The organism is Tistlia consotensis USBA 355, from assembly GCF_900177295.1.
Classification (GTDB): Bacteria; Pseudomonadota; Alphaproteobacteria; order Kiloniellales; family DSM-21159; genus Tistlia; species Tistlia consotensis.
Genome location: NZ_FWZX01000014.1, coordinates 87,949 through 109,841, shown reverse-complemented (window position 1 = coordinate 109,841; position 21,893 = coordinate 87,949). Strand labels below are relative to the sequence as shown.

General features: G+C 71.6%; 21 protein-coding genes. 5 read left to right on the top strand and 16 right to left on the bottom strand.

All coding sequences use genetic code 11. The features are described from left to right. Positions 1–5 precede the first annotated feature (5 nt). The 3 genes from B9O00_RS17160 to B9O00_RS17150 form a co-directional block, all read right to left on the bottom strand. The gene (locus B9O00_RS17160; protein WP_085123929.1) at positions 6–545 is read right to left on the bottom strand and encodes an MCP four helix bundle domain-containing protein; all 540 of its coding nucleotides are present in this window, start codon (positions 543–545) and stop codon (positions 6–8) included. Between the two features lie 382 nt (positions 546–927). Continuing rightward, entirely contained in the window at positions 928–3,066 is a 2,139-nt protein-coding gene (locus tag B9O00_RS34155; RefSeq protein WP_085123928.1) for an adenylate/guanylate cyclase domain-containing protein, read from the bottom strand. A gap of 141 nt (positions 3,067–3,207) precedes the next feature. Beyond that, a complete protein-coding gene (locus B9O00_RS17150) occupies positions 3,208–4,233 on the bottom strand; it encodes a helix-turn-helix domain-containing protein (protein WP_085123927.1) in 1,026 nt (341 codons plus the stop codon). A gap of 245 nt (positions 4,234–4,478) precedes the next feature. Here B9O00_RS17150 and B9O00_RS17145 point away from each other — a divergent pair, with 245 nt between their 5' ends. Next, on the top strand, positions 4,479–4,664 hold the full coding sequence (locus B9O00_RS17145; RefSeq protein WP_085123926.1) for a hypothetical protein: 186 nt from the start codon (positions 4,479–4,481) through the stop codon (positions 4,662–4,664). 231 nt (positions 4,665–4,895) lie between these two features. Here B9O00_RS17145 and B9O00_RS17140 read toward each other — a convergent pair whose 3' ends face one another. From B9O00_RS17140 to B9O00_RS17115, 6 genes are all read right to left on the bottom strand, one after another. Then, the gene (locus B9O00_RS17140) at positions 4,896–5,363 is read right to left on the bottom strand and encodes a MaoC family dehydratase (RefSeq protein WP_085123925.1); all 468 of its coding nucleotides are present in this window, start codon (positions 5,361–5,363) and stop codon (positions 4,896–4,898) included. Continuing rightward, positions 5,363–6,535 (bottom strand): acetyl-CoA C-acyltransferase, encoded by a 1,173-nt coding sequence (locus tag B9O00_RS17135; RefSeq protein WP_085123924.1) that lies wholly within the window; start codon positions 6,533–6,535, stop codon positions 5,363–5,365. The genes B9O00_RS17140 and B9O00_RS17135 overlap by 1 nt, the downstream gene beginning before the upstream one ends. After that, positions 6,536–7,453: an SDR family NAD(P)-dependent oxidoreductase gene (locus B9O00_RS17130; RefSeq protein ID WP_085123923.1), complete on the bottom strand. Its 918-nt coding sequence runs from the start codon at positions 7,451–7,453 to the stop codon at positions 6,536–6,538. Between the two features lie 64 nt (positions 7,454–7,517). Beyond that, positions 7,518–9,416: a TRAP transporter large permease gene (locus B9O00_RS17125; protein WP_085123922.1), complete on the bottom strand. Its 1,899-nt coding sequence runs from the start codon at positions 9,414–9,416 to the stop codon at positions 7,518–7,520. A gap of 125 nt (positions 9,417–9,541) precedes the next feature. Next, entirely contained in the window at positions 9,542–10,603 is a 1,062-nt protein-coding gene (locus tag B9O00_RS17120; protein ID WP_085123921.1) for a TRAP transporter substrate-binding protein, read from the bottom strand. A 139-nt stretch (positions 10,604–10,742) separates the two neighbouring features. After that, entirely contained in the window at positions 10,743–11,678 is a 936-nt protein-coding gene (locus B9O00_RS17115) for a LysR family transcriptional regulator (RefSeq protein ID WP_085123920.1), read from the bottom strand. A 174-nt stretch (positions 11,679–11,852) separates the two neighbouring features. On the opposite strand from B9O00_RS17115, the gene B9O00_RS17110 reads away from it, so the two are divergent. Together B9O00_RS17110 and B9O00_RS17105 are read left to right on the top strand one after the other, a co-directional pair. After that, positions 11,853–12,920, top strand: a complete 1,068-nt coding sequence (locus tag B9O00_RS17110) for an amidohydrolase family protein (RefSeq protein WP_200808547.1) — start codon at positions 11,853–11,855, stop codon at positions 12,918–12,920. Between the two features lie 69 nt (positions 12,921–12,989). Next, positions 12,990–14,261, top strand: a complete 1,272-nt coding sequence (locus tag B9O00_RS17105; protein WP_085123918.1) for a CaiB/BaiF CoA transferase family protein — start codon at positions 12,990–12,992, stop codon at positions 14,259–14,261. 73 nt (positions 14,262–14,334) lie between these two features. On the opposite strand, the gene B9O00_RS17100 is transcribed toward B9O00_RS17105, so the two are convergent. From B9O00_RS17100 to B9O00_RS17085, 4 genes are all read right to left on the bottom strand, one after another. Continuing rightward, complete coding sequence (locus tag B9O00_RS17100; RefSeq protein WP_085123917.1) at positions 14,335–14,745, bottom strand: hypothetical protein; 411 nt, start codon at positions 14,743–14,745, stop codon at positions 14,335–14,337. A gap of 44 nt (positions 14,746–14,789) precedes the next feature. Next, positions 14,790–15,380: an NADPH-dependent FMN reductase gene (locus tag B9O00_RS17095; RefSeq protein ID WP_085123916.1), complete on the bottom strand. Its 591-nt coding sequence runs from the start codon at positions 15,378–15,380 to the stop codon at positions 14,790–14,792. A 106-nt stretch (positions 15,381–15,486) separates the two neighbouring features. After that, positions 15,487–16,011 carry a PAS domain-containing protein gene (locus tag B9O00_RS17090; RefSeq protein ID WP_085123915.1) on the bottom strand — a complete coding sequence of 175 codons (525 nt, stop codon included), beginning with the start codon at positions 16,009–16,011 and terminating at the stop codon, positions 15,487–15,489. Positions 16,012–16,070: 59 nt separating this feature from the next. Next, a complete protein-coding gene (locus B9O00_RS17085; RefSeq protein WP_085123914.1) occupies positions 16,071–16,964 on the bottom strand; it encodes a LysR family transcriptional regulator in 894 nt (297 codons plus the stop codon). A gap of 100 nt (positions 16,965–17,064) precedes the next feature. On the opposite strand from B9O00_RS17085, the gene B9O00_RS17080 reads away from it, so the two are divergent. After that, entirely contained in the window at positions 17,065–17,805 is a 741-nt protein-coding gene (locus B9O00_RS17080) for an SDR family oxidoreductase (protein ID WP_085123913.1), read from the top strand. 43 nt (positions 17,806–17,848) lie between these two features. Beyond that, a complete protein-coding gene (locus tag B9O00_RS17075; protein WP_085123912.1) occupies positions 17,849–18,067 on the top strand; it encodes a tautomerase family protein in 219 nt (72 codons plus the stop codon). A gap of 46 nt (positions 18,068–18,113) precedes the next feature. Here B9O00_RS17075 and B9O00_RS17070 read toward each other — a convergent pair whose 3' ends face one another. From B9O00_RS17070 to B9O00_RS17060, 3 genes are all read right to left on the bottom strand, one after another. Next, positions 18,114–19,982, bottom strand: coding sequence for an ABC transporter ATP-binding protein (locus B9O00_RS17070; protein ID WP_085123911.1), 1,869 nt, complete (start codon positions 19,980–19,982; stop codon positions 18,114–18,116). 322 nt (positions 19,983–20,304) lie between these two features. After that, entirely contained in the window at positions 20,305–20,937 is a 633-nt protein-coding gene (gene wrbA / locus B9O00_RS17065) for an NAD(P)H:quinone oxidoreductase (protein WP_085123910.1), read from the bottom strand. 43 nt (positions 20,938–20,980) lie between these two features. After that, on the bottom strand, positions 20,981–21,862 hold the full coding sequence (locus B9O00_RS17060) for an EamA family transporter (protein WP_085123909.1): 882 nt from the start codon (positions 21,860–21,862) through the stop codon (positions 20,981–20,983). Positions 21,863–21,893: the final 31 nt, after the last annotated feature.

Sequence of the window (21,893 nt, the reverse complement as noted above, 5' to 3'; positions counted from 1 at the left end):
GACACCTAGCGGCTGTGCGCCTCGACGAAGTCGACGTAGGCCGCGGCCTTCTCGTGGAGCAGCGCGACCTCCTTCTGGGAATCCTGGACCGCCGACAGCACCGACCGCTGCTCGGCGGTGAGCTCGACCTTGCCGGCCTTTCCGGCGACCGCGACGACGCTCTCGAGCGCCTTCATGTAGTCGCCGAAGGCACCGTCGATTTCCGCCAGCTGCCGGCGGCCCTCGCCCGACGAGTCCGCGGTCGCCGCGTCGAGCAGCTCGCGGGCCTCGCCCTCGAGCTTCTCGATCTGCGGCTGCAGCGCAGAGACCTGCCCGGGATCCGCCGCCAGATGGTACTCGACCTGGCTGAGCGCCATCACCTCGGCGTTGAAGCGCGCGCCGAGCCTGATCTCGTCGGCGGAGTTGCCCAGATCGTCGGCAGACCGGACCAGCCGGTCGACGGAGAACACGCCGGTGCCGGCGATCGCGGCAGAGACGACGCCGAGCAGAAGCACGATGCCAAGTATCTTCTGTCCGATCGGCCAATCGGCCATCTTGCTGTTCATGGCTTTCCCCCAGATTTCCGGGAATCTGATCCAGATACCTCCTATCAGCTGAAATCCATTGGGTTAATGAACTGTAACTATTTCTCAGAACCTCAGGAAACATGCCGATTCGAAGACGCGTGCAGCATATTCATTCATACAACCTGACAATTTACTTGATGCGAATATGTCGTGCATCTTGTTCATGAGGAAACGAAGTATCCCCAGACCTAGCGGGAAGGGCACCGCCGCCCCAAAAATCGTAAACACCTCGTGCCGCAGACCCGCATGGTCACGTTTCGAGCGGCGAATAGCAGCCGTCGAGACTTCCCCCGGAAGCGAAAAGACGCGCCGGGCCGTTCCGCCGTGCGCGCCGGGCCGCCTGCGCGGCTGCCGGAAGGCCTCAGGCGGTCGGCTCGGGGGGTGGCTCGGGCGGTGCGTCCGGATGGTCCGGCAGCGGAACGCGGCCCGCCGCGGTGACGGCGGCCGTGGCCGGAGGGCCCGGGAAGATGCGCACGCCGACCGCCTCGGACCGGCCGCGCAGCCGCTGCGGCGGCAGCGGCTCGAAGCCGTCGAGCAGCCGCGCCGCGGTCGCCTCGCCGACTCCGGCCGCGACGGCCTCGGCCAGCGCCTCGCTGATCGCGATGGCGCCGCCGGTCGAGCGCACCAGCCCTTCGAGCCGGCTGGCGACGTTGACGGTGTCGCCGATCACGGCGATCTCGGTGCGCTTGTCGCTGCCCAGCGCGCCGATCAGCAGCGGCCCGACGTGCACCCCGATCGCGACCCGGGCGACCGGCAGCTGCGCGACCTCGCGCCAGGCGTTGAAGCTGTCGACCGCGGCCGACAGCGCCCGGGCGCAGGCGAGGGCGTTCCCGGCGTCACTGGCGCTGCTGCGCGGCAGGCCGAAGGTCGCCATGAAGCCGTCGCCGGTGAACTTGGTCAGGGTGCCGCCGGTGTCGAAGACCGCCCGCGCCCCGTGATCGTGGAACTCGCGCAGCAGCGCGAAGACGACGTGCGGCGGCCAGCGCTCGGCGAGGCCGGTGAAGCCGACCAGATCGGCGAACAGCACCGCGGCGGTCTGCTGGCGCGGCGGCCCGAAGGGCTCGTCGGCCGCCGCCACCAGGTCGACCAGCGCCGGCGCCACGAAACGCGACAGCTGGGCCCGCGCGCGGCGCTCGGCCTTCAGCGCCGTGACGTCGAGCGCCACGGTGATCACGCCCTCGACGGCCTCGGCGGTCCCTCCCTCGTCCGGCGCGCCGCCGAGCAGCGGCATCTTCGCCGTGTACCAGGTGCGCGGCCGGCCCGAGACGTCGACGAAGTCGCGCTCGCTGAAGGGTTGGGGCCTGCCGGCAGCCAGCACCTCGAGATCGAGCTCGCGCGAGCGGTCGCCGTAGGCGGCACCGACGATGTCGCTCGAGGTCAGGCCGATCGCCGCCTGGGGGTCGATCCCGTAGACCTCGCCCTGGTAGCGGTTCATCAGCAGGTAGCGGGACTGCCGGTCCTTGACGTTGATGAGCGCCGGCACGCTGTCGACGACGGCGCGCAGCAGGTGCTCCTTGCGCTCGAGCTCGAGCTGCGTGCGCTTGCGGTCGCTGATGTCCCGCAGGCTGCCGACGACGCGCTGCGGCCGTCCGACGGCGTAGAGGATGACGCCGCGCAGCACGATCCAGCGTGCCGCGCCTGCCGTCGGCCCCTCCGGTGCGACGAGGCGGCACTCGACCTCGAAGCTGCGCCGCCGCTCCGCGAAGCAGGCGGCGAAGAAGCCGTCGAGGTCGCCGCCCCGGGACGGCTGCAGCCGGCGCGACAGCTCGGCGAAGATCTCTCCGTCGCCGCCGGCGACGAGCCCCAGGATGCGGCGGCAGCGCCGCGACAGGAAGGCGGTGCCTTCGGGCGGGTCCCACTCCCAGAGGCCGTCGTCGGCACCGAGCGCCGCCAGGGCGTGGCGCTGCTGGCTGAGCCTGAGGTCGCGCTGCGCCCGGGCGCGGGCGACCGCGCCGCCGATCAGCGCGGCGGCGATCTCCAGCACCTTGATCTCCAGCGGGCTCCAGCCGCGCTCCGCGCGGCAGTCGTCGAAGCCGAGGAAGCCCCAGTAGCGCCCCTCGACGAAGATCGGCACGGACAGGAACGAGAAGGTGCCCTGCTCCTCGAAGACCTTGCGGTCGTAGCCGCTGGTCTCGCTGAGGCGGACCTGCAGGATCTCGCCGCGCGAGCGGCGCAGCGACCAGTCCTCCAGGCCCCGGCCGCTGGCGTCCCAGATCGGCATGCTGCGATAGCGCGGATCGCCCGAGAGCGGCGCCAGCCCCGGCTCCGCCCAGTCGAAGCGGCAGCTCTCGACCGGCCGGCCCTCGCCATCCTCATGGACCTCGAAGAGCGTGACCCGGCTGACCGCCGCCGCGCGGCCGAGCCGCGCGAGCAGCTCCTGGATGTCGCGCTGCCAGGGCCCGAGCGTGCCGATCCGGCCGGCGGCGAAGGCGAGCGCGTCGAGGATCGCGACGAAGGAGCCGACACCGGCTTCGCCCGAACCGTCCCGCGGCGAGGTCATGCGCCCCCGACTCCCCCTGATCGCCGGCGGCCCTGCCGGCGGACTGCGCAAGAGAGCTCCAACGCTCCATTCCCCGGCAATCTGCGCGTCTTCGCAGAGGGCCGCAACGGCGCGCCAGCGGGCCGGAAGCGGTGCCCCGGCTCAGCCGAGGAGCGGCGGTTCGCGGTCGCGGCCGAGCAGGGCCAGGGTCGCGATGCAGGCCAAGCCGCGGAACTGCAGCGGCAGCACGAAGCGCTGCCAGGCCTCCGGCCGCGCCACGCCGCCGACGACGATCGGGCCGCGGCAGGCCTGGGTCAGCGGCCGGCGGCTGCGATGGATCTCGAGAAAGGCCCGGGCGCTGGCCCGGCACAGGCTGCCGTCGGGCAGGTTGAAGCGGCCGACCAGGCTGCGCGCCACCGGCTCGCCCCACAGCTCGGCGGGCGGCGTGCGGTCGCCGCAGTGCAGATAGGGAAAGCCGTCGCTGGTCGGCAGCATGATCTGCAGCCAGGGCAGCAACCGCTGGAAGCCGAGCTCGTCCTCGGCGACCCGGCCGCCGGTGCGCTCGAACCACGCGATGGCGGTGCCGAAGATCGCATGGCGTGCCTTCAGCAGCTCGGGCGGACGATCCTCGAAGGTGAAGTCCGGCAGCGTCTCGGCGGGCTCGGCGGCCAGGCGCTCCGGCGTGCCCGGAACGATCCCGCCGCGGTCGAGAAGGCCCTCGACGCGCCGCAGCGCATCGGTCAGGGCCGACAGCTGATCGGCCGCGCCCGAGTCGCCGTCGCGCCGGCGGCGCAGCAGGTCCTCGACCAGGCCGCCCAGGCTGCTCACCCGGGCGATGACGCGGTTGAGGTCCTGCAGCTGGGCGTCGCTCAGCTGGTCGACCCGCTCGGCGCGATGCCGCTCGCGCATGTACTCCTGCAGCAGCTCGGCAAGATCCGGGCCCAGATGGGCCAGGGCCGGATCGGTCCTCGGCCGCCCGAACAGCAGGCTGCGCAGCTCGGTCCCGTAGGCCTCGGCGGCGCCGAGCATCTGGCCCACCGTCGGCTCCCGGTCACCCGACTCGATCTGCAGCAGCGCGCTCGGAGCGACTCCCAGGGCTGCGGCCGCCCGTTCCGGCGACAGTCGCCCGCGGGCCTCGCGGAAGCGATGCGGCAGGCTGCCGAGCGGCTGTGTCGTCCGCTCATCCATGCATGATGATTGCCAGCTTTACGGCCCAGCGTCCAGCTTCCCCATACGACCGGTGCGTCCGCGCCCTGCCGGCCCAGCGTGAACGAGCGCGCCTGTGGCTTTCACGCTGCACTCACGGCGCCTGCCGTCTGATCCGCCGGTGACCGGGCGCCGGCGCCGGTCCGGCGGCCTTCCGTCGCGGGTCGCCGGCCGGCGACAGGTCGGCCCGCCTCAGTTTGCCAAGGAAACCCGACGGGGAGACGGCCATGACCACGCTCGACAGACCGACCGAAGGCCGCTCCCGCAAGTCCGGGCCGACGCAGAGCTGGCTCGAGATCTCCGCCGAGCGCCGCCGCCATCGCGGCGGCGTCGAGGTCGGCCAGGGCATCGATAGCGGTGCCGGCCTGGTCGACCCGGTCGGCGACCTGCTGCGCATCGCCGGCGTCCTCTGACAGAGCCTCGGCGACGCAGACCCCCTCGGTAGCACCGGGGGGACCCGGAGGGCCGCCGGCCCCTCCGGGAAGCGGCCCAGCCGGCGGGACGGGCGCGCGAGGGATGCCGGCCCTCGCGCGCCTTTCTCTCTTTAGGGGGAAGCTGGAAGACGAGCGGCGGAGGCGCGGCGCCGAGCGCCTCGACGCGGGGCCGCATGCCGGGGCAACGGCGCCTCGCCCCCGGGGCTCCGGTCACCTCTCGCCCAACAACAGGACGATCCAGTCCGCGACCAGCGCGGGCTTGTCCTCCCCCTCGATCTCCACGGCGCTCTCGAGCACGAGCCGCCATTGCCCCGGCTGGCGCTCGAGGCAGTCCTTGAGCCCGAAGCGGCCCCGGATGCGCCTGCCCGTGCGCAGCGGCGCGATGAAGCGCACCGAGTCGAACCCGTAGTTCATCGACAGGCCGGCGCCCCGGACCTCGCCGCAAGCCTCCAGGAACAGGACCGAGAGCAGGGACAGCGGCAGGAAGCCGTGGGCGATCGTGCCGCCGAAGCGCGTGGCGGCGGCCCGTTCGGGATCGACGTGGATGAACTGGAAGTCCTCCGTCACCGCCGCGAAGGCGGAGACCCGGTCCTGATCGACCAGGTGCCAGTCCGACGTTCCCAGCTCGCACCCGACCTTCGAGGGCAGGCTGTCCAGGTCCAGGCCGCCGGCCGGCATCAGAGCACCTCGAACAGGCCGGCGGCGCCCATGCCGCCGCCGACGCACATGGTGACGACGACGTGCCTGGCGCCGCGACGCCGGCCCTCGATCAGCGCATGGCCGACCATGCGGGCGCCCGACATGCCGTAGGGATGGCCGATCGAGATGGCGCCGCCGTTCACGTTGAGCAGGTCGTCGGGGATGCCCAGCCGGTCGCGGCAGTAGAGAACCTGTACCGCGAAGGCCTCGTTGAGCTCCCACAGGCCGATGTCGTCGATGCCGAGATCGAAGCGCCCGAGCAGCTTCGGGACGGCGAAGACCGGGCCGATCCCCATCTCGTCCGGCTTGGTGCCGGCCACCGCCATGCCGAGGTAGCGGCCGAGCGGCTGCAGGCCGGCGCGCTCGGCGCGCCTCGCCTCCATCACCACGCAGGCCGAGGCACCGTCGGACAGCTGGCTCGCGTTGCCCGCCGTTACGACGCCGCCCTCGCGAACGGTCTTCAGGCCGGCCAGGCCCTCGGCGCTGGTGTCCGGACGGCTGCCCTCGTCCCGCGCCAGCGTCACCTCGCGGCGCGAGGTCTCGCCCGTCGCCTTGTCGACCAGCTTCATGGCGGCCGTCACCGGCACGATCTCCGCATCGAAGCGGCCCGCTTCCTGGGCCGCGGCCGTGCGCTGCTGCGACCGCAGCGCATGGGCGTCCTGGCGGTCGCGGCCGATGCCGTAGCGCCGCGCCACCACCTCGGCCGTGTCGATCATCGCCATGAAGATGTCGTCGTGCAGGGCGACGAGCTCCGGGTCCGGCTCGACCCGCAGCGCGTCGGTCTGCACCGTCGAGATCGATTCGACCCCACCGGCCAGGACGACCTCCATCCTGTCCACGACGACCTGCTTGGCCGCCGTCGCGACGGCCATCAGCCCCGAGGAGCACTGGCGGTCGAGGGTCATTCCCGGGACGTCGACCGGCAGGCCGGCGCGCAGCGCGGCGGTCCGGCCGATCGTGTGCTGGCAGCCCTGCGGCAGGGCGGCACCGAGCAGGCAGTCGTCGAGCTCGCCGCCCTCCAGTCCGGCGCGCTCGAGCGCCGCGCGGATGGCATGGGCCGCCAGGCTGGGGGCCGGCGTGTCGTTGAAGGCGCCGCGGTAGGCCTTGCCGATCGGCGTCCGCGCGGTGGAGACGATGACGGCCTCGCGCATCTACCCGGCCCTCGCCGGAACGAACCCGGCCTTCGCCAGCTCGTGGCTGCCCTGGCCGGCACCGTCTTCCGGCACGAGCTGGCCCGCCGGGTCGGCGAGCCGGCCGAGCTCGTCGAGAATCCGCTCGGCGACCGCGTCGCCGCCGCCGAGATGCAGTCCCCGGGTCAGGGTGATCTGGGCGATCTCGAAGCTGCCGGCACCGGCGCAGAGCACCGTCCTGGTCGGCGCCGCCTCCGCCACCAGCGCCAGCACCGCGGGGCTGACCAGCGCGGGGTCCAGCGCCGCGAGCTGCTCCGCCGGCATCAGCCCTTCGAGCATCCGGGTCCCGGCGGTGGGCGCCAGGCAGTTCACCTTGATGCCGTACCTGGCGCCTTCGAGCGCCAGCGTGTTCATGAGCCCGACGAGCGCCATCTTGGCGGCGCCGTAGTTCGATTGCCCGAAGTTGCCGTAGAGCCCGCTCGAGGAGGTCGTGAAGACGATGCGCCCGTAGTTGCGGTCCCGCATGCCCGGCCAGACCGCCTTCGCACAGTGCACCGAGCCCATCACGTGGACCTCGAGGACGGCGCGGAAGTCCTCCAGCGCCATCTTGGCGAAGCTTCTGTCGCGCAGGATCCCGGCGTTCGCGACCAGGATGTCGACGGCGCCCCAGCGCCCGGTCGCCTCTTCGACCATCGCCTCGACCTGGGCGAAGTCCGTGACCGACGCGCTGCTGGCGATCGCCTGCCCGCCCGCCGTGCGGATCTCCTCGGCGACGCGCTCGGCGGCCGCGAGCGACCCGCCGCTGCCGTCGACCGCGCCGCCGAGGTCGTTGACCACCACCCTGGCGCCGCGCCCGGCCAGGGCCAGGGCATGCTCGCGCCCCAGCCCGCCGCCGGCGCCCGTCACGATGGCGACCCTGCCCGTCAAGTCGATAGCCAAGATGCACACTCCCTTGCCGTTCGTGCTGAAGAGGGCGGCCGCCCGGCCCGCCCTGCCGGAACGCTCACATGAGCGACGGCAGGAAGAGGCTTATCTGCGGAAAGATCACGATGAGGGCGACCAGGACCAGGTAGGCGATCCAGAAAGGCAGGACGCCGCGGAAGATGTCGTACATCGGCACCTCCCTGGCCAGCGTCGCGATGGCGAAGACGTTGACGCCGATCGGCGGCGTCACGACGCCCAGCTCGACCATGATGACCACCAGCACGCCGAACCAGACGGGATCGAAGCCCGCGCCCATCGCGATCGGAAAGAACAGGGGAACGGTCAGCACCAGCGCCGGCAGGGCGTTCATGAACATCCCGATGACCACGTAGAACAGCAGGATGGCCACGACGATCTGGTACTTGCCGAGGTGGAGCCCGATGATCAGCTCGGCGAGCTGGTGGGTCAGCCCGCTGATCGCGATGAAGCGGCTGAAGGCCGTCGCGAACATGAAGATCACGATGATGCCGGCGGTCAGGCGCAGGCTCCGGGCGATCGACTGCCAGAACGCCGCCAGGGTGAGGCGCCGCGTCAGGACCGACACGAGCAGCGCGCCGAAGACGCCCAGCCCGGCCGCCTCGTTGGCAGTGACGAGCCCGGCGTAGATGCCGCCCAGGACCAGCAGCATCAGCAGCAGCACCGGCCAGGTGCCGGCGCAGGACGCCAGGCGGTCCCGCCAGCTGCTCCGCTCGCCCCGCGGCGCCAGCGCCGGATTCAGCGCCGCGCGCACGGTGATCAGCGCGATCAGGATGACGGCGAACAGCAGGCCGGGCAGGACGCCGGCGATGAACAGCTTGCCGATCGAGACCTCGGTGATCATGCCGTAGATGATGAAGGCGATGCTCGGCGGCACCATCACGCCGATGGTCGCCGCGCAGGCGATCGAGGCCGTCGCCAGCTTCATGTCGTAGCCGTAGGCCCGCATCTGCGGCAGGGCGATCGAGCCCATGCTGTAGACCCCGGACAGCGTGTCCCCGACGATCGAGGAGAGGCCCGCGCAGGCGACGGTGCTGGCCGAGGCCAGCCCGCCCGGCAGGTGGCCGATCCAGCGATAGGCCGAGCGGTAGAGCTCCGCGGCGAAGCCCGAGGCGACGACGATCAGGCCCATCCAGGTGAACAGCGGCACCACGCTCCAGGTCTGGTCGGTCACGACGTCGATGGTCGTCGTGCCGAGGCTGGTCAGGCTCGCCGCCGGGGAGATCAGCAGGCTGATGCCGATCAGCGCGGTGACCGCCATCGCCGCCGCGACATGGACGCCGAGGAAGATCAGGACGAAGCAGAGCGTGATGCAGAGGATGCCGCGAAGATCCCGGGAGAGCGCGAAGGGCAGCGCGTCGGGGTGGAGGCAGAGATAGACGATGAGGCCGACGGCCGCGGCCCAGACGGCGGCGAGGACGACCGCCCGGGGATCCCGCGCCCTCGCGACCTCGGCCAGGGCCGAGGCGAGGTTGGCCAGCAGCGCCAGGGCGAAGAGCAGGACGAAGACCATCGCGGCGATCACGAAGGGCCACTCGGGCAGGCCCAGGACGCCGGTGACGATGGCGTTGCCCTTCAGGTAGAGCGCCTGCTTCAGGATCTGCGCCGCGGTGACGCCCATGATCGCCAGGGCGAGCAGCAGCCCGCCGGCCTCGGTCGGCAGGCGCAGCACCTTCGGCATCGCCCGAAGCAGCAGGTCGACCCGGACGTGGCCGCGCTCGATCTCGACGACGCCCAGGGTCGACAGCGTGACGAGGATCGTCAGGAGCCCCGTCAGCTCCATGCCGCCCGGCACGACGATCGAGAAGAGGTTGCGGAGCAGGACGTCGGCGACCGTGAGCCCCATCATCGCGACGATCGCCGCGGCCCCGAGGTAGAGGGACAGGCGGTTCGGCCAGGAGACGACGCGCCGCACGGCCGCCGCGCCTGCCTCGAGCGACACGGCGAGCCCCTCGCCGCCCGCCGCGGATGACGTCGCCCGTCTCACGCTCGCCTCGGCCCGGCGGAGCTCACCGCTTCGCCTGCCGGCGGTGCCCCGCCGATGCGGCGGAAAGCGCGAAGCGTCCGCTAGTTCTGGTCATAGAGCTTCATCAGGCGGACGGTCTCGTCGAGGATCTTCTGCCCCGGCATCCCCATCGCGTCGGCCTTCTTGACCCAGTCGTCCCACTGCGGCCGCATCTTGTCGGCCAGCTCGGCCTGGTCCTCGGCGCTGAGCGTGAAGATGTTCTCCGGCGGGATGTGCGCCGTCGCGGCCGCCGCGCTGTCCGTCGTGTTGTAGAGGAAATAGAGCGGCGTGATGTCGGCGAGGTGCTGCTGCTCTTCGGGCGTCAGCTTGTCGTAGGTGTCCCGGTTCATCACGGAGCTGTAGGTGCCAGGGTTGAGATTGAGCAGGGTGTGGTAGGTCGTGACCTCGTTGAGCTTGAAGTTGTTGACCCAGCCCCAGGCCGAGAGCACGCCGACGATGGCGCCGCGCTGCAGCGCCAGGTAGGCATCCGAGCCGACCATCACGACGGCGCTGGCACCGAGTTCCTGGAGCACCTTCACGCCGGCCGAGTCCTGGGCGCCGAAGACCTTGCCCTTGAGGTCGGCCAGGGTGCGGATCGGCTCGCGGCTGTGCAGGTGCGAGCCCATGGCGACGAAGGTCGCCAGCTCGACGACGTTGTCCGCCTTGGTGAAGAGCTTGCCCATCTCGGGAAACGCCTCGCGCACGCGCCAGTAGACGACGCTGGCGATGGTCTGGTTCTTCGACAGCCCAGGCAGGCTGAAGAGCTCCATCTGCGGGAACTTGCCCGGCAGGATCGGATGCCAGACGAAGCCGAGGTCGAGCACGCCGGCGCCGGTCGCCTGCAGCCAGTCCTTGAAGGGCGTCACCGAGTTCGGCGGAAAGAACTGGACCTTGGCGCGGCCGCCCGTGACCGCCTCGATCTGCGCGGCGAAACGCCGGTCCATCCTGTTCCAGGGGGTGCCGTCCGGCGAGGCGAACTGCATCTTGAGTTCGAGCCCCGCGGCCGCCGCCGGACGGGCGACCAGCTGCGCCCCTGCAAGGGCGAAGAGTGACAGCGTGCCGAACGTCCTGCGGCTGAAGCGTCGCCCGGACGAAGGGCTGGTGATCGCTTTCTCGGACCTCATCGTTCTCCTCCCCTGTTCCGGCGGCGCCCCGAGTCGGGCGGCCCCCGCTGCCCGGCTGTGTCGCCGGGTCGTTTGCGTTCAGGAAAGACGTTAATGACCGGAAGCATTCAGGAGAACGCAGTTTCTCCTAAAGCGATCCCTAACTGCTGCTTAAGGCTCCGGCCATGATCCTCTGCCATTCGCTTTCGGTCCGCTGCAGCTCCTGGCAGAAATAGTCGTAGAGCAGCTGCGACGGACGCGACAGCGGCCGCTGAGCGGGAAAGATCAGCGCCACGTCGACGCGCAGCGTCGGATCGACGATCGGATTGACGGTGACCCGCTCGTTGCCGAGCTCCTTGAGGCAGAGCCAATAGGGCAGGATCCAGGACCAGTCGGTCTGGCTGACGAACTCGAGCCCGGCGGGGAGGTTGTCCATCAGGATCGTCCGCTCCACCGCGATCGCTCCGCCCTGGATCGCCTCTTCGATCTTCGGCCTGAGGCTGTTGGCGGCCGAAGGCAGGACCAGCTTGAGCGGCGCCACGCTGTCGAGACGCAGCGGCTTCATGGGCATGAAGCCGCGTCGGACCCCCGAGATGAGCGCGACCGGATAGCGGCCGATCGGATTGGCCGACAATCCGATGTGCGCCTTCGCGAACTGCCCGACGAAGAAGTCGAGCGTGCCGCTGGAGGTCGCCGAGACGAGCGCGTCGGCCGAGCCGCTGGAGATCTCCAGATCGACCCGGGGAAACTCGCGGGTGAAGCGCGCGAGGGCCTGGGGGAGGATCGCCTTCGCCACGCCGGGCGCGAAACCCGCGGAGACCGACCCGCAGAGCCCGGCCTTGAAGTCCTCGATCTCGATCTCCGCCTCGGAGACCGCCTTCAGCACCGCCAGGCAGCGATCGTAGAAGCGCCGCCCGGCAGGCGTCGGGGTGACGCCGCGCGGCGTCCGCTCGAAGAGGCTGGTGCCGAGCCGCCCCTCCAGGGCAGTCATCTGCTGGCTCACGCCGGGCGCCGTGCAGTTCAGCCGCACGGCGGCAGCGCTGAGCGAGCCCTCCTCGCAGGCCGCGACGAAGTAGCGGATTTGCCTGAGGTCCATGTCACCACGCGCATCCGATATAAGGGATCGATAACACCAGGCTTAGGAAATTTAAATACTGCTAAAGGCTAACTGGATTCTATGGTTCGGCCGCCTGGGTCCTGGAGGCGCCCCGCGAAGCTGGCCCTCCGGTCCCGCGTGAGAGGGAGAGCCCGGCATCAGAGGGAAGCAGGCATGACTCCGCAGGAGCGGAAAATCTGGGTCCGGCGCATGGGCGCGCGATCCGAGTGGTGGGATCGCCGTCGCGAAGCCGTCGTCGAGCCCGAATGGGAAATCGTCGACGCCCACTGCCACTTCTGGGAGGAGCGCGACCTTCCCGATCCGCAGGACAGCGGGGTCCTGCTCCGGACCAGCCGCTACCTGCCGGACGAGTTTCTTCGCGATGCCGGGAACGGTCACCGGGTCGCAGCCTGCGTCTACATCGAGTGCGGCTCGGGCTATCGCGACGAGGGGCCCGAGCATCTGCGGCCGGTCGGCGAGACGGCCTTCGCCGCGGAGCTCGCCGACCGGCTGGCCGCCCGCGAAGGCGCCCCCGAAATCGCCGCGATCGTCGCCCATGCCGACATGCGGCATCCGGACCTTCCCGCGGTGCTGGACGCCCACGAGAAGGCCGGCCGCGGCCGGCTTCGCGGCGTCCGGCACAGCGCGGCGCGCCTCGAGGATCCCGCGGCACGGCTGATCGCGGGCGCGGCGCCGCCCGGCCTCTACCTCGATCCGGGCTTCCGCCGCGGCGTGGCTCTCCTGGGCGAGCGGGGCCTGACCTTCGACGCCTTCCAGTTCCACTTCCAGCTCGACGAGCTGGCCGGCCTCGCCCGCTCCGCGCCGGGAACGACGATCGTGGTCAATCATCTCGGCGCGCCGGTCGGCTTCACCCGCGACCCCGGCGCCGGCGATCCCATCTTCGCCGCCTGGGCCGTGTCCATCGAGATGCTGGCCAGGCTTCCGAACGTCGTCATGAAGCTCGGAGGGCTGGCGTCGATCGTCACGGGATACGACGGCCACGAACGCGACCGGCCGCCGTCCTCGCAGGACTTCGTCTCGGAGCGCGGCGCCTGGTTCCGCCACGCCATCGACCGCTTCGGCCCCGAGCGCTGCCTGTTCGAGAGCAACTTTCCGGTCGACAGCGTGGCCATCGGCTACGGCGTCCTCTGGAACGCCTACAAGACGCTCGCCGGCGAGTACGACGCCGCGGCCCGCCATGCCCTGCTCGCCGGGACGGCGCGCCGTGTCTACCGCCTGTAGCGCCCGCACCACCCGGGCGGCCGGCGTCCCTGTCCGCCCGCGAACGACGTTTGAGGAGCAGCTCGCCGGATGACCATGGATCGTTCCGCCAGCCCGGACGCGGGCGAGGTCGCCCGCCCCTTCCAGGGCGTCCGCATCGTCGACGTCTCCCACGTGCTGGCCGGCCCCTATTGCAGCTATCAGCTGGCGCTGCTCGGCGCCGACGTCATCCGGATCGAGCCCCCGGCCAACGGCGACATCGCCCGCAACATGGGGCCGGATGCCGAGCTGAACGCCCAGGGCCTCGGCCTCGCCTTCCTGGGCCAGAACTCGAACAAGCGCTCGCTCGCGATCGATCTCAAGAGCGAGGCCGGCAAGGCGATCCTCTGGCAGCTGATCGACACGGCGGACGTCTTCATCGAGAACTATCGTCCCGGCGTCATGCGCCGGCTCGGCTTCGACTGCGAGGCGGTGCTGGAGCGGCGGCCGGACATCGTCTACGCATCGCTGACGGGCTACGGCCAGGAGGGCCCGCTCTCGACCCGTCCGGCCTACGACCACGTCCTGCAGGGCCTCTCCGGCATGATGTCGGCGAACCACACGCCGGCGGGCGAGCGGCACCGCGTCGGCTTCCCGGTGGTCGACTACGTGGCCGGGCTGATCGGGGCCTTCGCGATCGCCTCGGCCCTGTTCCAGCGCACCCATTCCCGGCGGGGCCAGGTCATCGACGTCGCGATGCTGGATGCCGCCCTGGCCATCATGGGCCCGCTGATCACCGAAGTGGCGATGAACGGCCGGCTCAACAGACCCGGCGGCACCAGAGCGTTCAGCGGCAGCCCCCTGTCCGGCATCTTCGAGACCGACGACGGCCTGATCGTCACCACGGCGAACACCCACGCCCAGGCGGTCGCCATGCTCGGCGCCCTCGGCCTGGCGGAGCAGGCCGGGGACCCGAGGCTGAGGAACTGGGGTGCCCATCCCGGCCTCGGCGACGAGTTCGCACCGATCCTGCGCCGGATCTTCGCCGGCGGCTCGGCCGCGCACTGGGAGGAGATCCTGTCCGCCGCCGGCGTGCCGGCGTCGCGGGTCCGGGACCTGCCCGAGATTCTCGATCATCCCCACCTGGCCTGGCGTCAGGTCCTGCTCGACGCACCGCGGATCGCCGGGCTCGACAGGGGGCTGCGCGTGCCCGGCGTCGGGTTCAAGCTGGCGAACGGCGGGCAGGCCCTGGACCGCCCGCCCCCGCGGCGCGGACAGCACAGCGTCGAGGTCCTGGAGTCGCTCGGCTGCTCGGTCGAGGAGATCGATCGGCTGATCGCGGCCGGCGTGGTCGGCGTGTCGCGGACCGGCGAGACGCCGTGATCCGCGCGGCCGTGCGCCGCGTGGCGAGCACCGGCCGGTTCTCGCCCGTCCCCGGCACCAGCAGGTGCCGCCGCTAGAAGAAGGCTTCCAGGAACGCGGCCGCCGCGTCCGACAGGCCGACGATCTTGTCTGTGGCCTGGCGGTAGAGCTTGAAGTTGAGCTCGGTCTCGGGGCGGCCGTCGGTCCAGTCGGCGAAGGGCCTGAGCTCGCGCCGGCCCAGAGGACGGCTCGCGAGGCCGGTGCGCCTGACGACGATGCTCACGCGCGGCGTCTGGCGGGCGATCCCGGGCGTCCGGGGGACTGCCTCGGCCGCGGTGACGAGGCCGCAGGCGACGAGGCCCCGGCCGCCCTCGTTCTCGCTGGCGAAGAGGAAGATTCTGTCGCCCTCGGCGACCTGCCTGCCGCCGTACATCGTCTTCTGCCGGCCGAACGCGAAGCTCTCGGCCCGCGGGTCGTCGATCTCGGCCTTGATCGCGTATGCCATGTCGGTCCTCCGCCGCCGCGGCCGGCGAGCTGCCTCCCGCTCCCTCAAAACGGCGGCGCCTTGCGCTCCCTTTGCATCTTCGCCGCCTCGGTCCACCAGGCGAGGTCGTCGGCGAAGCGGCCGAAGGCGCGCTGGAGCGCGGCACCGGGATCGCCGGTCGGCCGGCCCTCCGCATCCAGGGTCTGGGCGATCGGGCCGACGGCGAGGGTCGAGGAGACGACGACCATGCCCATCTCCGAGAGGATGGCGTGCCAGAGGCTGCCGGAGCGCACGCCGGCGAGGCGCCCGGCCGAGTAGCTGGCGATCGCGGCGGGGCGCCAGAACCATTCCTCCAGGAAGTGGTCGGTCAGGTTCTTCAGGCCCGGCTGCGGCCCCCAGTTGTACTCGCCGGTGACGAAGACGAAGGCGTCGGCCCGCCGGATCTTCCCGGCCAGGGCCTCCAGCGCCGGCGGCGCCTCGCCCTTCGGGTACTCCTTGTACATGCGGTCGAGCATCGGCAGGCCCACCGCCCGGGCATCGACCAGCTCGGGAGCCGCGCCGCGCGCCGCCAGGCCGGACACGATGAAGTCCGCCAGGCGGATGCCCATCCGGTCCGAGCGATAGGACCCGTAGAAGACCAGGATGCTGTCGGTCATCAAAACCTCTCCGTGCCGCCGCCGCGCCGCAAGCCCAGGATCGCGGCTGCGCGCCCTCCCGGCAACGGCCGCGGTGCGCCCGGCTGCCGCCCCGGGGTCCGGCAGCCTACAGCGGGAAGAACTCGAGCTGCTCGCTGGGCGGATCCCACTCGACCCTGCGGCCGGTCGCGCGATCCGGGTCCAGGCGGTAGACCGTGGCGCCCAGCACCCCGTCGCCGGTGACGCCGTCGCCGGCCAGCGGCAGGATCAGTCGCTCGCCCTCGCCGGCGCCGCCGGCGTGCACGAAGACGTGGCCGGAGCCGCGCATGCCGCAGGGCCCGATCATCACCTTCTCCATCCGCCAGCGCATCTCCCGGGCGTGCTCGGGGGCGAAGAACTGGTTCGGCGTCTTGCCGCGCAGGCTCTTGCCGAAGGCGGCGTTGATCTGCTCGCCGGCGAGCCGGCCGACGAAGTCGCCGAGCTCGGGATCGAAGCGCCAGGACCAGACGATCGGCAGATGCGGCTTCAGCTCCGCCGGATCGAGGTCCTGCCAGCCCGGCATCCGACGCGCCCCGCGGCAGCGGTTCCAGTGGTCGGCGACATCGCGCAGCGCGGCTGCCTGCAGACTCGCGAACAGTGCCTCGAAGCCCATCCCCTCCCCCTTTTCCCTACTCGTTTCATGGCTAAGGGGTCGGGTCAAGCCGCCGTCGGCTACAGCTGCGCCGCGGCGAAGATCTCCACGGCCCAGTCGAGGAAGACCCTCAGCCGCGGCGCCAACTGCCGTTTCTGGGGATAGAGCGCCGAGAGCGGCGTCGGGGACGGCGGGAAGTCGGCCAGGACCTCGACCAGCCTGCCCTCGGCGAGGTCTCGCTCGAAGCGATAGCGCGGCGCCTGGACGAGGCCGAAGCCCATGCGCGCCAGCTCGGCGACCGTGTCGGAGTTGTTGGCGGTGACGCGGCTCGGCAGCCTGACCTCGCGCAGCCGCCCCTCCACCGTGAACTCCAGCGGCAGCACCTCGCCGCTGCGCGACGAGACGAAACCCACCGCGCGGTGGCCCTCCAGCGCGTCGGGCGAGGCCGGCACGCCGTGCCGGGCGAGATAGTCGGGGCTCGCGCAGGTCGCCTCGCGGATCGTCGCGAGCCGGCGCAGCACCATGCCGCTGTCCCGGGGCTCGCCGGCGCGGATCACGCAGTCGACGCCCTCGCGCACCAGGTCGACCAGGCGGTCGCTCTGCCCGAGCTGCAGCGAGACCAGCGGATAGCGTTCGAGGAACGCGGGCAGGCGCGGCAGCAGGAAGGTGCGGGTCAGGAGCGGATGCGCGTCGACGCGCAGCAGGCCGCGCGGCTCGGCATTGCGCAGGGCCGACTCGGCATCCTCCACCTCGGCCAGGATCGAGAGGCAGCGGTGGTAGTAGGCCTGCCCGTCCAGCGTCGCGGCGACGTGCCGTGTCGTGCGCTCCAGCAGGCGCGCGCCCAGCTGCGCCTCGAGCCGCTTGACCGCCTCGGTGGCGGTCGAGCGCGACAGGCCGAGGTCCGAGGCGGCCGCCGTGAAGCTGCGCCGCTCGACCACGCGCACGAAGAGCCGCATGCAGTCCAGGCGATCCATGAGCTTTGTTCGTAAATTCCGAATACTGTTACCGAACATCGGCCGATTATCCGGCCCGAGCAAGTCTCTACCTCCGCTTCATCACAAGCGGAGACATCCCATGACAGACAGCCAGACGAGGACAGCGATCGTGACCGGGGCGTCGAAGGGCATCGGCGCCGCCGTGGCGCGGCGGCTCGCCGGCGACGGCCTCGCCGTCCTGGTCAACTACGCCCAGGGGCGCGAGGCGGCCGAGGCGCTCGTCCGCGCGATCGAGGCCGGAGGCGGCCGGGCGCTCGCCGTCCGGGCCGACATCGGCGATCCCGCCGGCCTGCCGGCCCTCTTCGATGCCGCCGAACAGGCCTTCGGCGGGGTCGACGTCCTGGTCAACAACGCCGCCGTCATGACGCTCTCGCCGATCGCGGAAACGGACGACGACGCCTTCGAGCGCCAGGTCGCCGTCAACCTCGGCGGCGTGTTCCGCGGCCTGCGCGAGGGGGCACGGCGCCTGCGCGACGGCGGCCGCATCGTCAGCTTCTCCTCCAGCGTCGTCGGCTTCTACCAGCCCGGCTACGGGGTCTATGCCGCCACCAAGGCGGCGGTCGAGGCGATGACCCACGTCCTGGCCAAGGAGCTAGGGCCCCGGCGGATCACGGCGAACGTCGTGGCGCCCGGGCCGGTCGAGACAGCGCTCTTCATGGACGGCAAGACGGCCGCGCAGGTCGAGGCGATCACGCGGCTGATTCCGCTCGGCCGCCTCGGCCGACCCGACGACATCGCCGGGCTCGTCTCCTTCCTCGCCGGCCCGGACAGCGGCTGGGTCAACGGCCAGGTGATCCGCGCCAACGGCGGCGCGATCTGACCGACGCCCCCCCCCCCCCGACAGAGATCGGAGAAGAATCCCCATGCCCTTCGCCAACTTCAAGATGCCGCAGGCCGCGCTCTCCCGGGCCCAGAAGGAGGAGCTGGTCCACCGGACCACCGACCTCCTCGTCGACTACTTCGGAGAGGCCGTGCGGCCCTACACCATGGTGCTGATCGAGGAGGTGCCCGACGGCGGCTACGGCCGCGCCGACGAGGTCTTCGTCGTGCCCGAAGCCTATCGGGCCAGGGACGGCGCCTGATCCCCGCCGGGCGCGGCGGCGGCCCCGGCGGGCCGCCGCCCCCTCCCTACCCCGCCGGCTGCGCCTCGTCGGCCAGGAAGCCGCCGGCCTGGCGGGCCCACATGTCGGCATAGAGGCCGCCGCGCCCCAGCAGCTCCCGGTGCGTGCCCTCTTCGACGATGCGGCCGCGGTCCAGGATCACCAGCCGGTCCATCGCCGCGATGGTCGAGAGCCGGTGGGCGATGGCGATCACGGTCTTGCCGGCCATCAGCGCGAAGAGCTGCTCCTGGATCGCCGCCTCGGCCTCGGAATCGAGCGCCGAGGTCGCCTCGTCGAGGATCAGGATCGGCGCGTTCTTGAGCAGCACCCGGGCGATCGCGATGCGCTGGCGCTGGCCGCCCGACAGCTTGACCCCGCGCTCGCCGACATGGGCCTCGTAGCCGCGCCGCCCGCGCCCGTCCTCCAGGCCCAGGACGAAGTCGTGGGCGTGGGCCCGCTTCGCCGCCTCGACGACGGCCGCGCGGTCCGCCCCGGGATGGCCGTAGCGGATGTTGTTGAGCACCGAGCGGTGCAGCAGCGAGGTGTCCTGGGTCACCATGCCGATGGCCCGGCGCAGGCTCTCCTGGGTGACGCCGGCGATGTCCTGGCCGTCGATGGTGATGCGCCCGCCCTCCAGGTCGTGGAAGCGCAGCAGCAGCTGGACTAGGGTCGACTTGCCGGCGCCCGAGCGGCCGACCAGGCCGACCTTCTCGCCCGGCGCGACGCTGAGCGAGAGGTTCTCGATGACCGAGCCGCGCCCGCCCTCCTGCTCGGCCAGATCCCGGCCGTAGTGGAAGCGGATGCCCTCGAAGCGCACCGCGCCGCGCGTGACCCTCAATTCGGCGGCGCCGGGCCGGTCGACCACGGCGTGCGGCCGGGCGATCACGTCGAGGCCGTTCGCGACGACGCCGACGTTCTCCGAGATGCCGCTCGCCGCGAACATGATCCAGTGGGACATGTTGGAGATGCGCATCGCGAGGCCGAGCGCCGCCGCGACGGCACCGACGCTGATCGCCTCCCGGCTCCACAGCCAGAAGGCGGCCGCCGCCGTGCCGGCCAGCAGCGCCGAGCCGAGCAGGCTGACCAGGATCTTGAGGCCGGTCATCAGCCGCATCAGCTCGGCGGTGCGGTCGTTCTGCTCGACGATGCCGGCCCGGGCGTAGTCGTCCTCGCGCGCCGCGTGGCTGAACAGCTTGACGGTCAGGATGTTGGTGTAGCTGTCGACGATCCGGCCGAGCAGGCGCGAGTAGGCCTCGGAGGAAGCCGCCGAGCGGCGTCCGACCGCCGGCACGACGAGCCGGAGCGCCAGTCCGTAGGCGGCCAGCCAGGCGAGCATCGGCACCGCCAGCCAGGGGTCGAGCCGCGCCAGGATCAGCAGGCTGCTGGCCACGAAGACCGCGACGAACCAGATCGCGTCGATCAGCTCGACCACCGAGCGCCTGAGCGCCAGGGCCGCCTGCATCACCTTGTTGGCGATGCGGCCGGCGAAGTCGTTCTGGTAGAAGGCCAGGCTCTGGCGCAGCACGTAACGGTGCGTCTGCCAGCGGATCAGGTTGGTGAAGGCCGGCACGACGGCCTGGTTGGTCAGCAGCGTGTAGACCACGTGCAGGACCGGCACAACGGCGACCAGCACCGCCGCCTGGACCAGCAGCGCCTCGTTCTCGGCGAAGAAGGCGCCGGGGCTCGAGGCCTCCCGCGTGCGGTCGATCAGGTCACCGATGTAGGCGAACAGCAGGGCGTTGACGACCGCGATCGCCGCCGAGGCCGCGAGCGCGATCGCCAGCAGGACCCAGGCCTGGGAGACGTAGCGCCAGTAGAAGGCGCCGAGCCGGTCGGGCGGCTGGTCCAGCCGGTCCGACTGGAAGGGGTCGATGAGGTGTTCGATCCGGCGGATCATCGCTTCGCTCTCGGCATGCAGGAAAAGGAGACGTCCCCAGAGGGACGGCGCCGGTCGCATGCAGGGGCGAAGCGGAAGCTCTCCGCGTCGCGTTCAGCGCCGGCGCATCAGCCCATTCGGGCGGGATTCGACGGGCGTACTGACATTTCGGATCCTTTCGGGTCGCGGGCGAGGACGGCGCCGGCCGTCCCCGAACGAGGCCGACAGCATCGCACAACCCTTGCGCGGCGTCGACGCACAAGGTGCACAAAAGTCACAGAGCCGGGGAGATTGTTGCAGAATTGCACCAGGACGACGGAGGCCGGCGCCCTGCCAGTCGCCGTCAGGCGCAGTCGCGCGGCCGTCCGAGCCCCCCGCGGGCCAACGCGGCGGCGATCTCGGCCACGTGCCGACCCTGATGGCGGGCACCCTCGAGCTCGTTGGCGCTCGGCTGCCGCCAGCCGCCGCTTGCCGTCGCGGCCAGGGTCGTTGCGCCGTAGGGCGAGCCGCCGGTGATCTCGTCCATGCGGGTCTGGCCCCGGAAGGAGTAGGGCAGGCCGACGATCACCATGCCGAGATGCTGGAGCGATGCCTGCATGGCGAGCAGCGTGTGCTCCTGGCCGCCGTGCTGGCTCCCGCTCGAGGTGAACACGCTGCCGACCCGCCCGACCAGGGCGTTGCGGACCCAGAGCCCGCCGCAGCGGTCGAGGAAGTGCTTCATCTGCGACGCCATGTTGCCGAAGCGCGTGGGCATGCCGAACAGGATGGCATCGAAGCCGGCGAGCTCCTCGACCGAAGCCACCGCCGTATCGTCGGGGCGATGGCCCGCCTGCCGCGCCGCCGCATCGTCGAGCAGCTCGGGCACCCGCCGCGTCGCGACCGATGCACCGGCCTGTCGGGCGCCCTCGGCGGCGGCGGCCGCCATCGCCGCGATGTGGCCGTAGGCGGAATAGTAGAGGACGAGAACCTTGGACATGGTCGCGCTCCGGTCTTGTGGTGTGCGGGAAGACGGGGGGCGGTCAGGAACGCGAGGCTTCGCGCAGGCGTGCGCCCCCGCCGGACAGCCCGCGCTGCGCGAGCCAGACGCTGCCGAGCACGACGAGCATGCCGGCGAGCTGCGCCGGGCCGAGCCGCTGGCCGAGCAGCGTCCAGCCGAGGACGACCGCGGTCACGGGACTGAGGAAGAGGAGCGGTGCGATCGCCGAGGGCTCGAGACGGGCGACGCCGCGGAACCAGAGGGCGTAGGTCAGCGCCGCCCCGATCAGGCCGAGGTAGAGGAAGCCGAAGACATTGGCCACGCTCGGATTCGGCAGGGGCGGCTCCAGCCACAGGGCGGCGGGCAGCAGCAGCAGCCCCCCGGCCGTGAGCTGCCAGGCCGTGAAGGTCAGCGGCGAAACCGGCGGCTGCCAGCGACGGCTGAGCACCGTCCCGCCGGCCATCGAGACGGCGCCGGCGAGAGCCGCCGCGACGCCGAGAGGATCGAGGTCGGCCCGCGGCGTCAGGATCAGCAGCGCGACCCCGGCGACCCCGGCGACCGCCGCGACGACGGAGAGCGCGCGGACCGGCGATCCCAGGAGCAGGCGCGCCAGCAGGATCACGACCAGGGGCTGAACGGCGCCGACCGTCGCCGCGACACCGCCGGGCAGCCGATAGGCGGCGACGAACAGCACCCACTGGAAGATCGAGATATTGAGCGCCCCGAGGGCGAGGGCCCTGGCCAGCCAGATCCCCCTCGGCAGCCGCCTGACGGCCAGCAGGAGCAGCAGGCCCGCCGGCAGGGCGCGCAGCGTCGCGTCCGTCAGGGGATAGCCGTCGGGCAGGAACTCCGTCGTCACCAGGTAGGTGCTGCCCCAGATCGCTGGCGCGATCGCCGTCGGCAGCAGGTCGAGGGTTCGGGTCATCGGAAGGCCTCTCAATTTATCTTGACGTCAA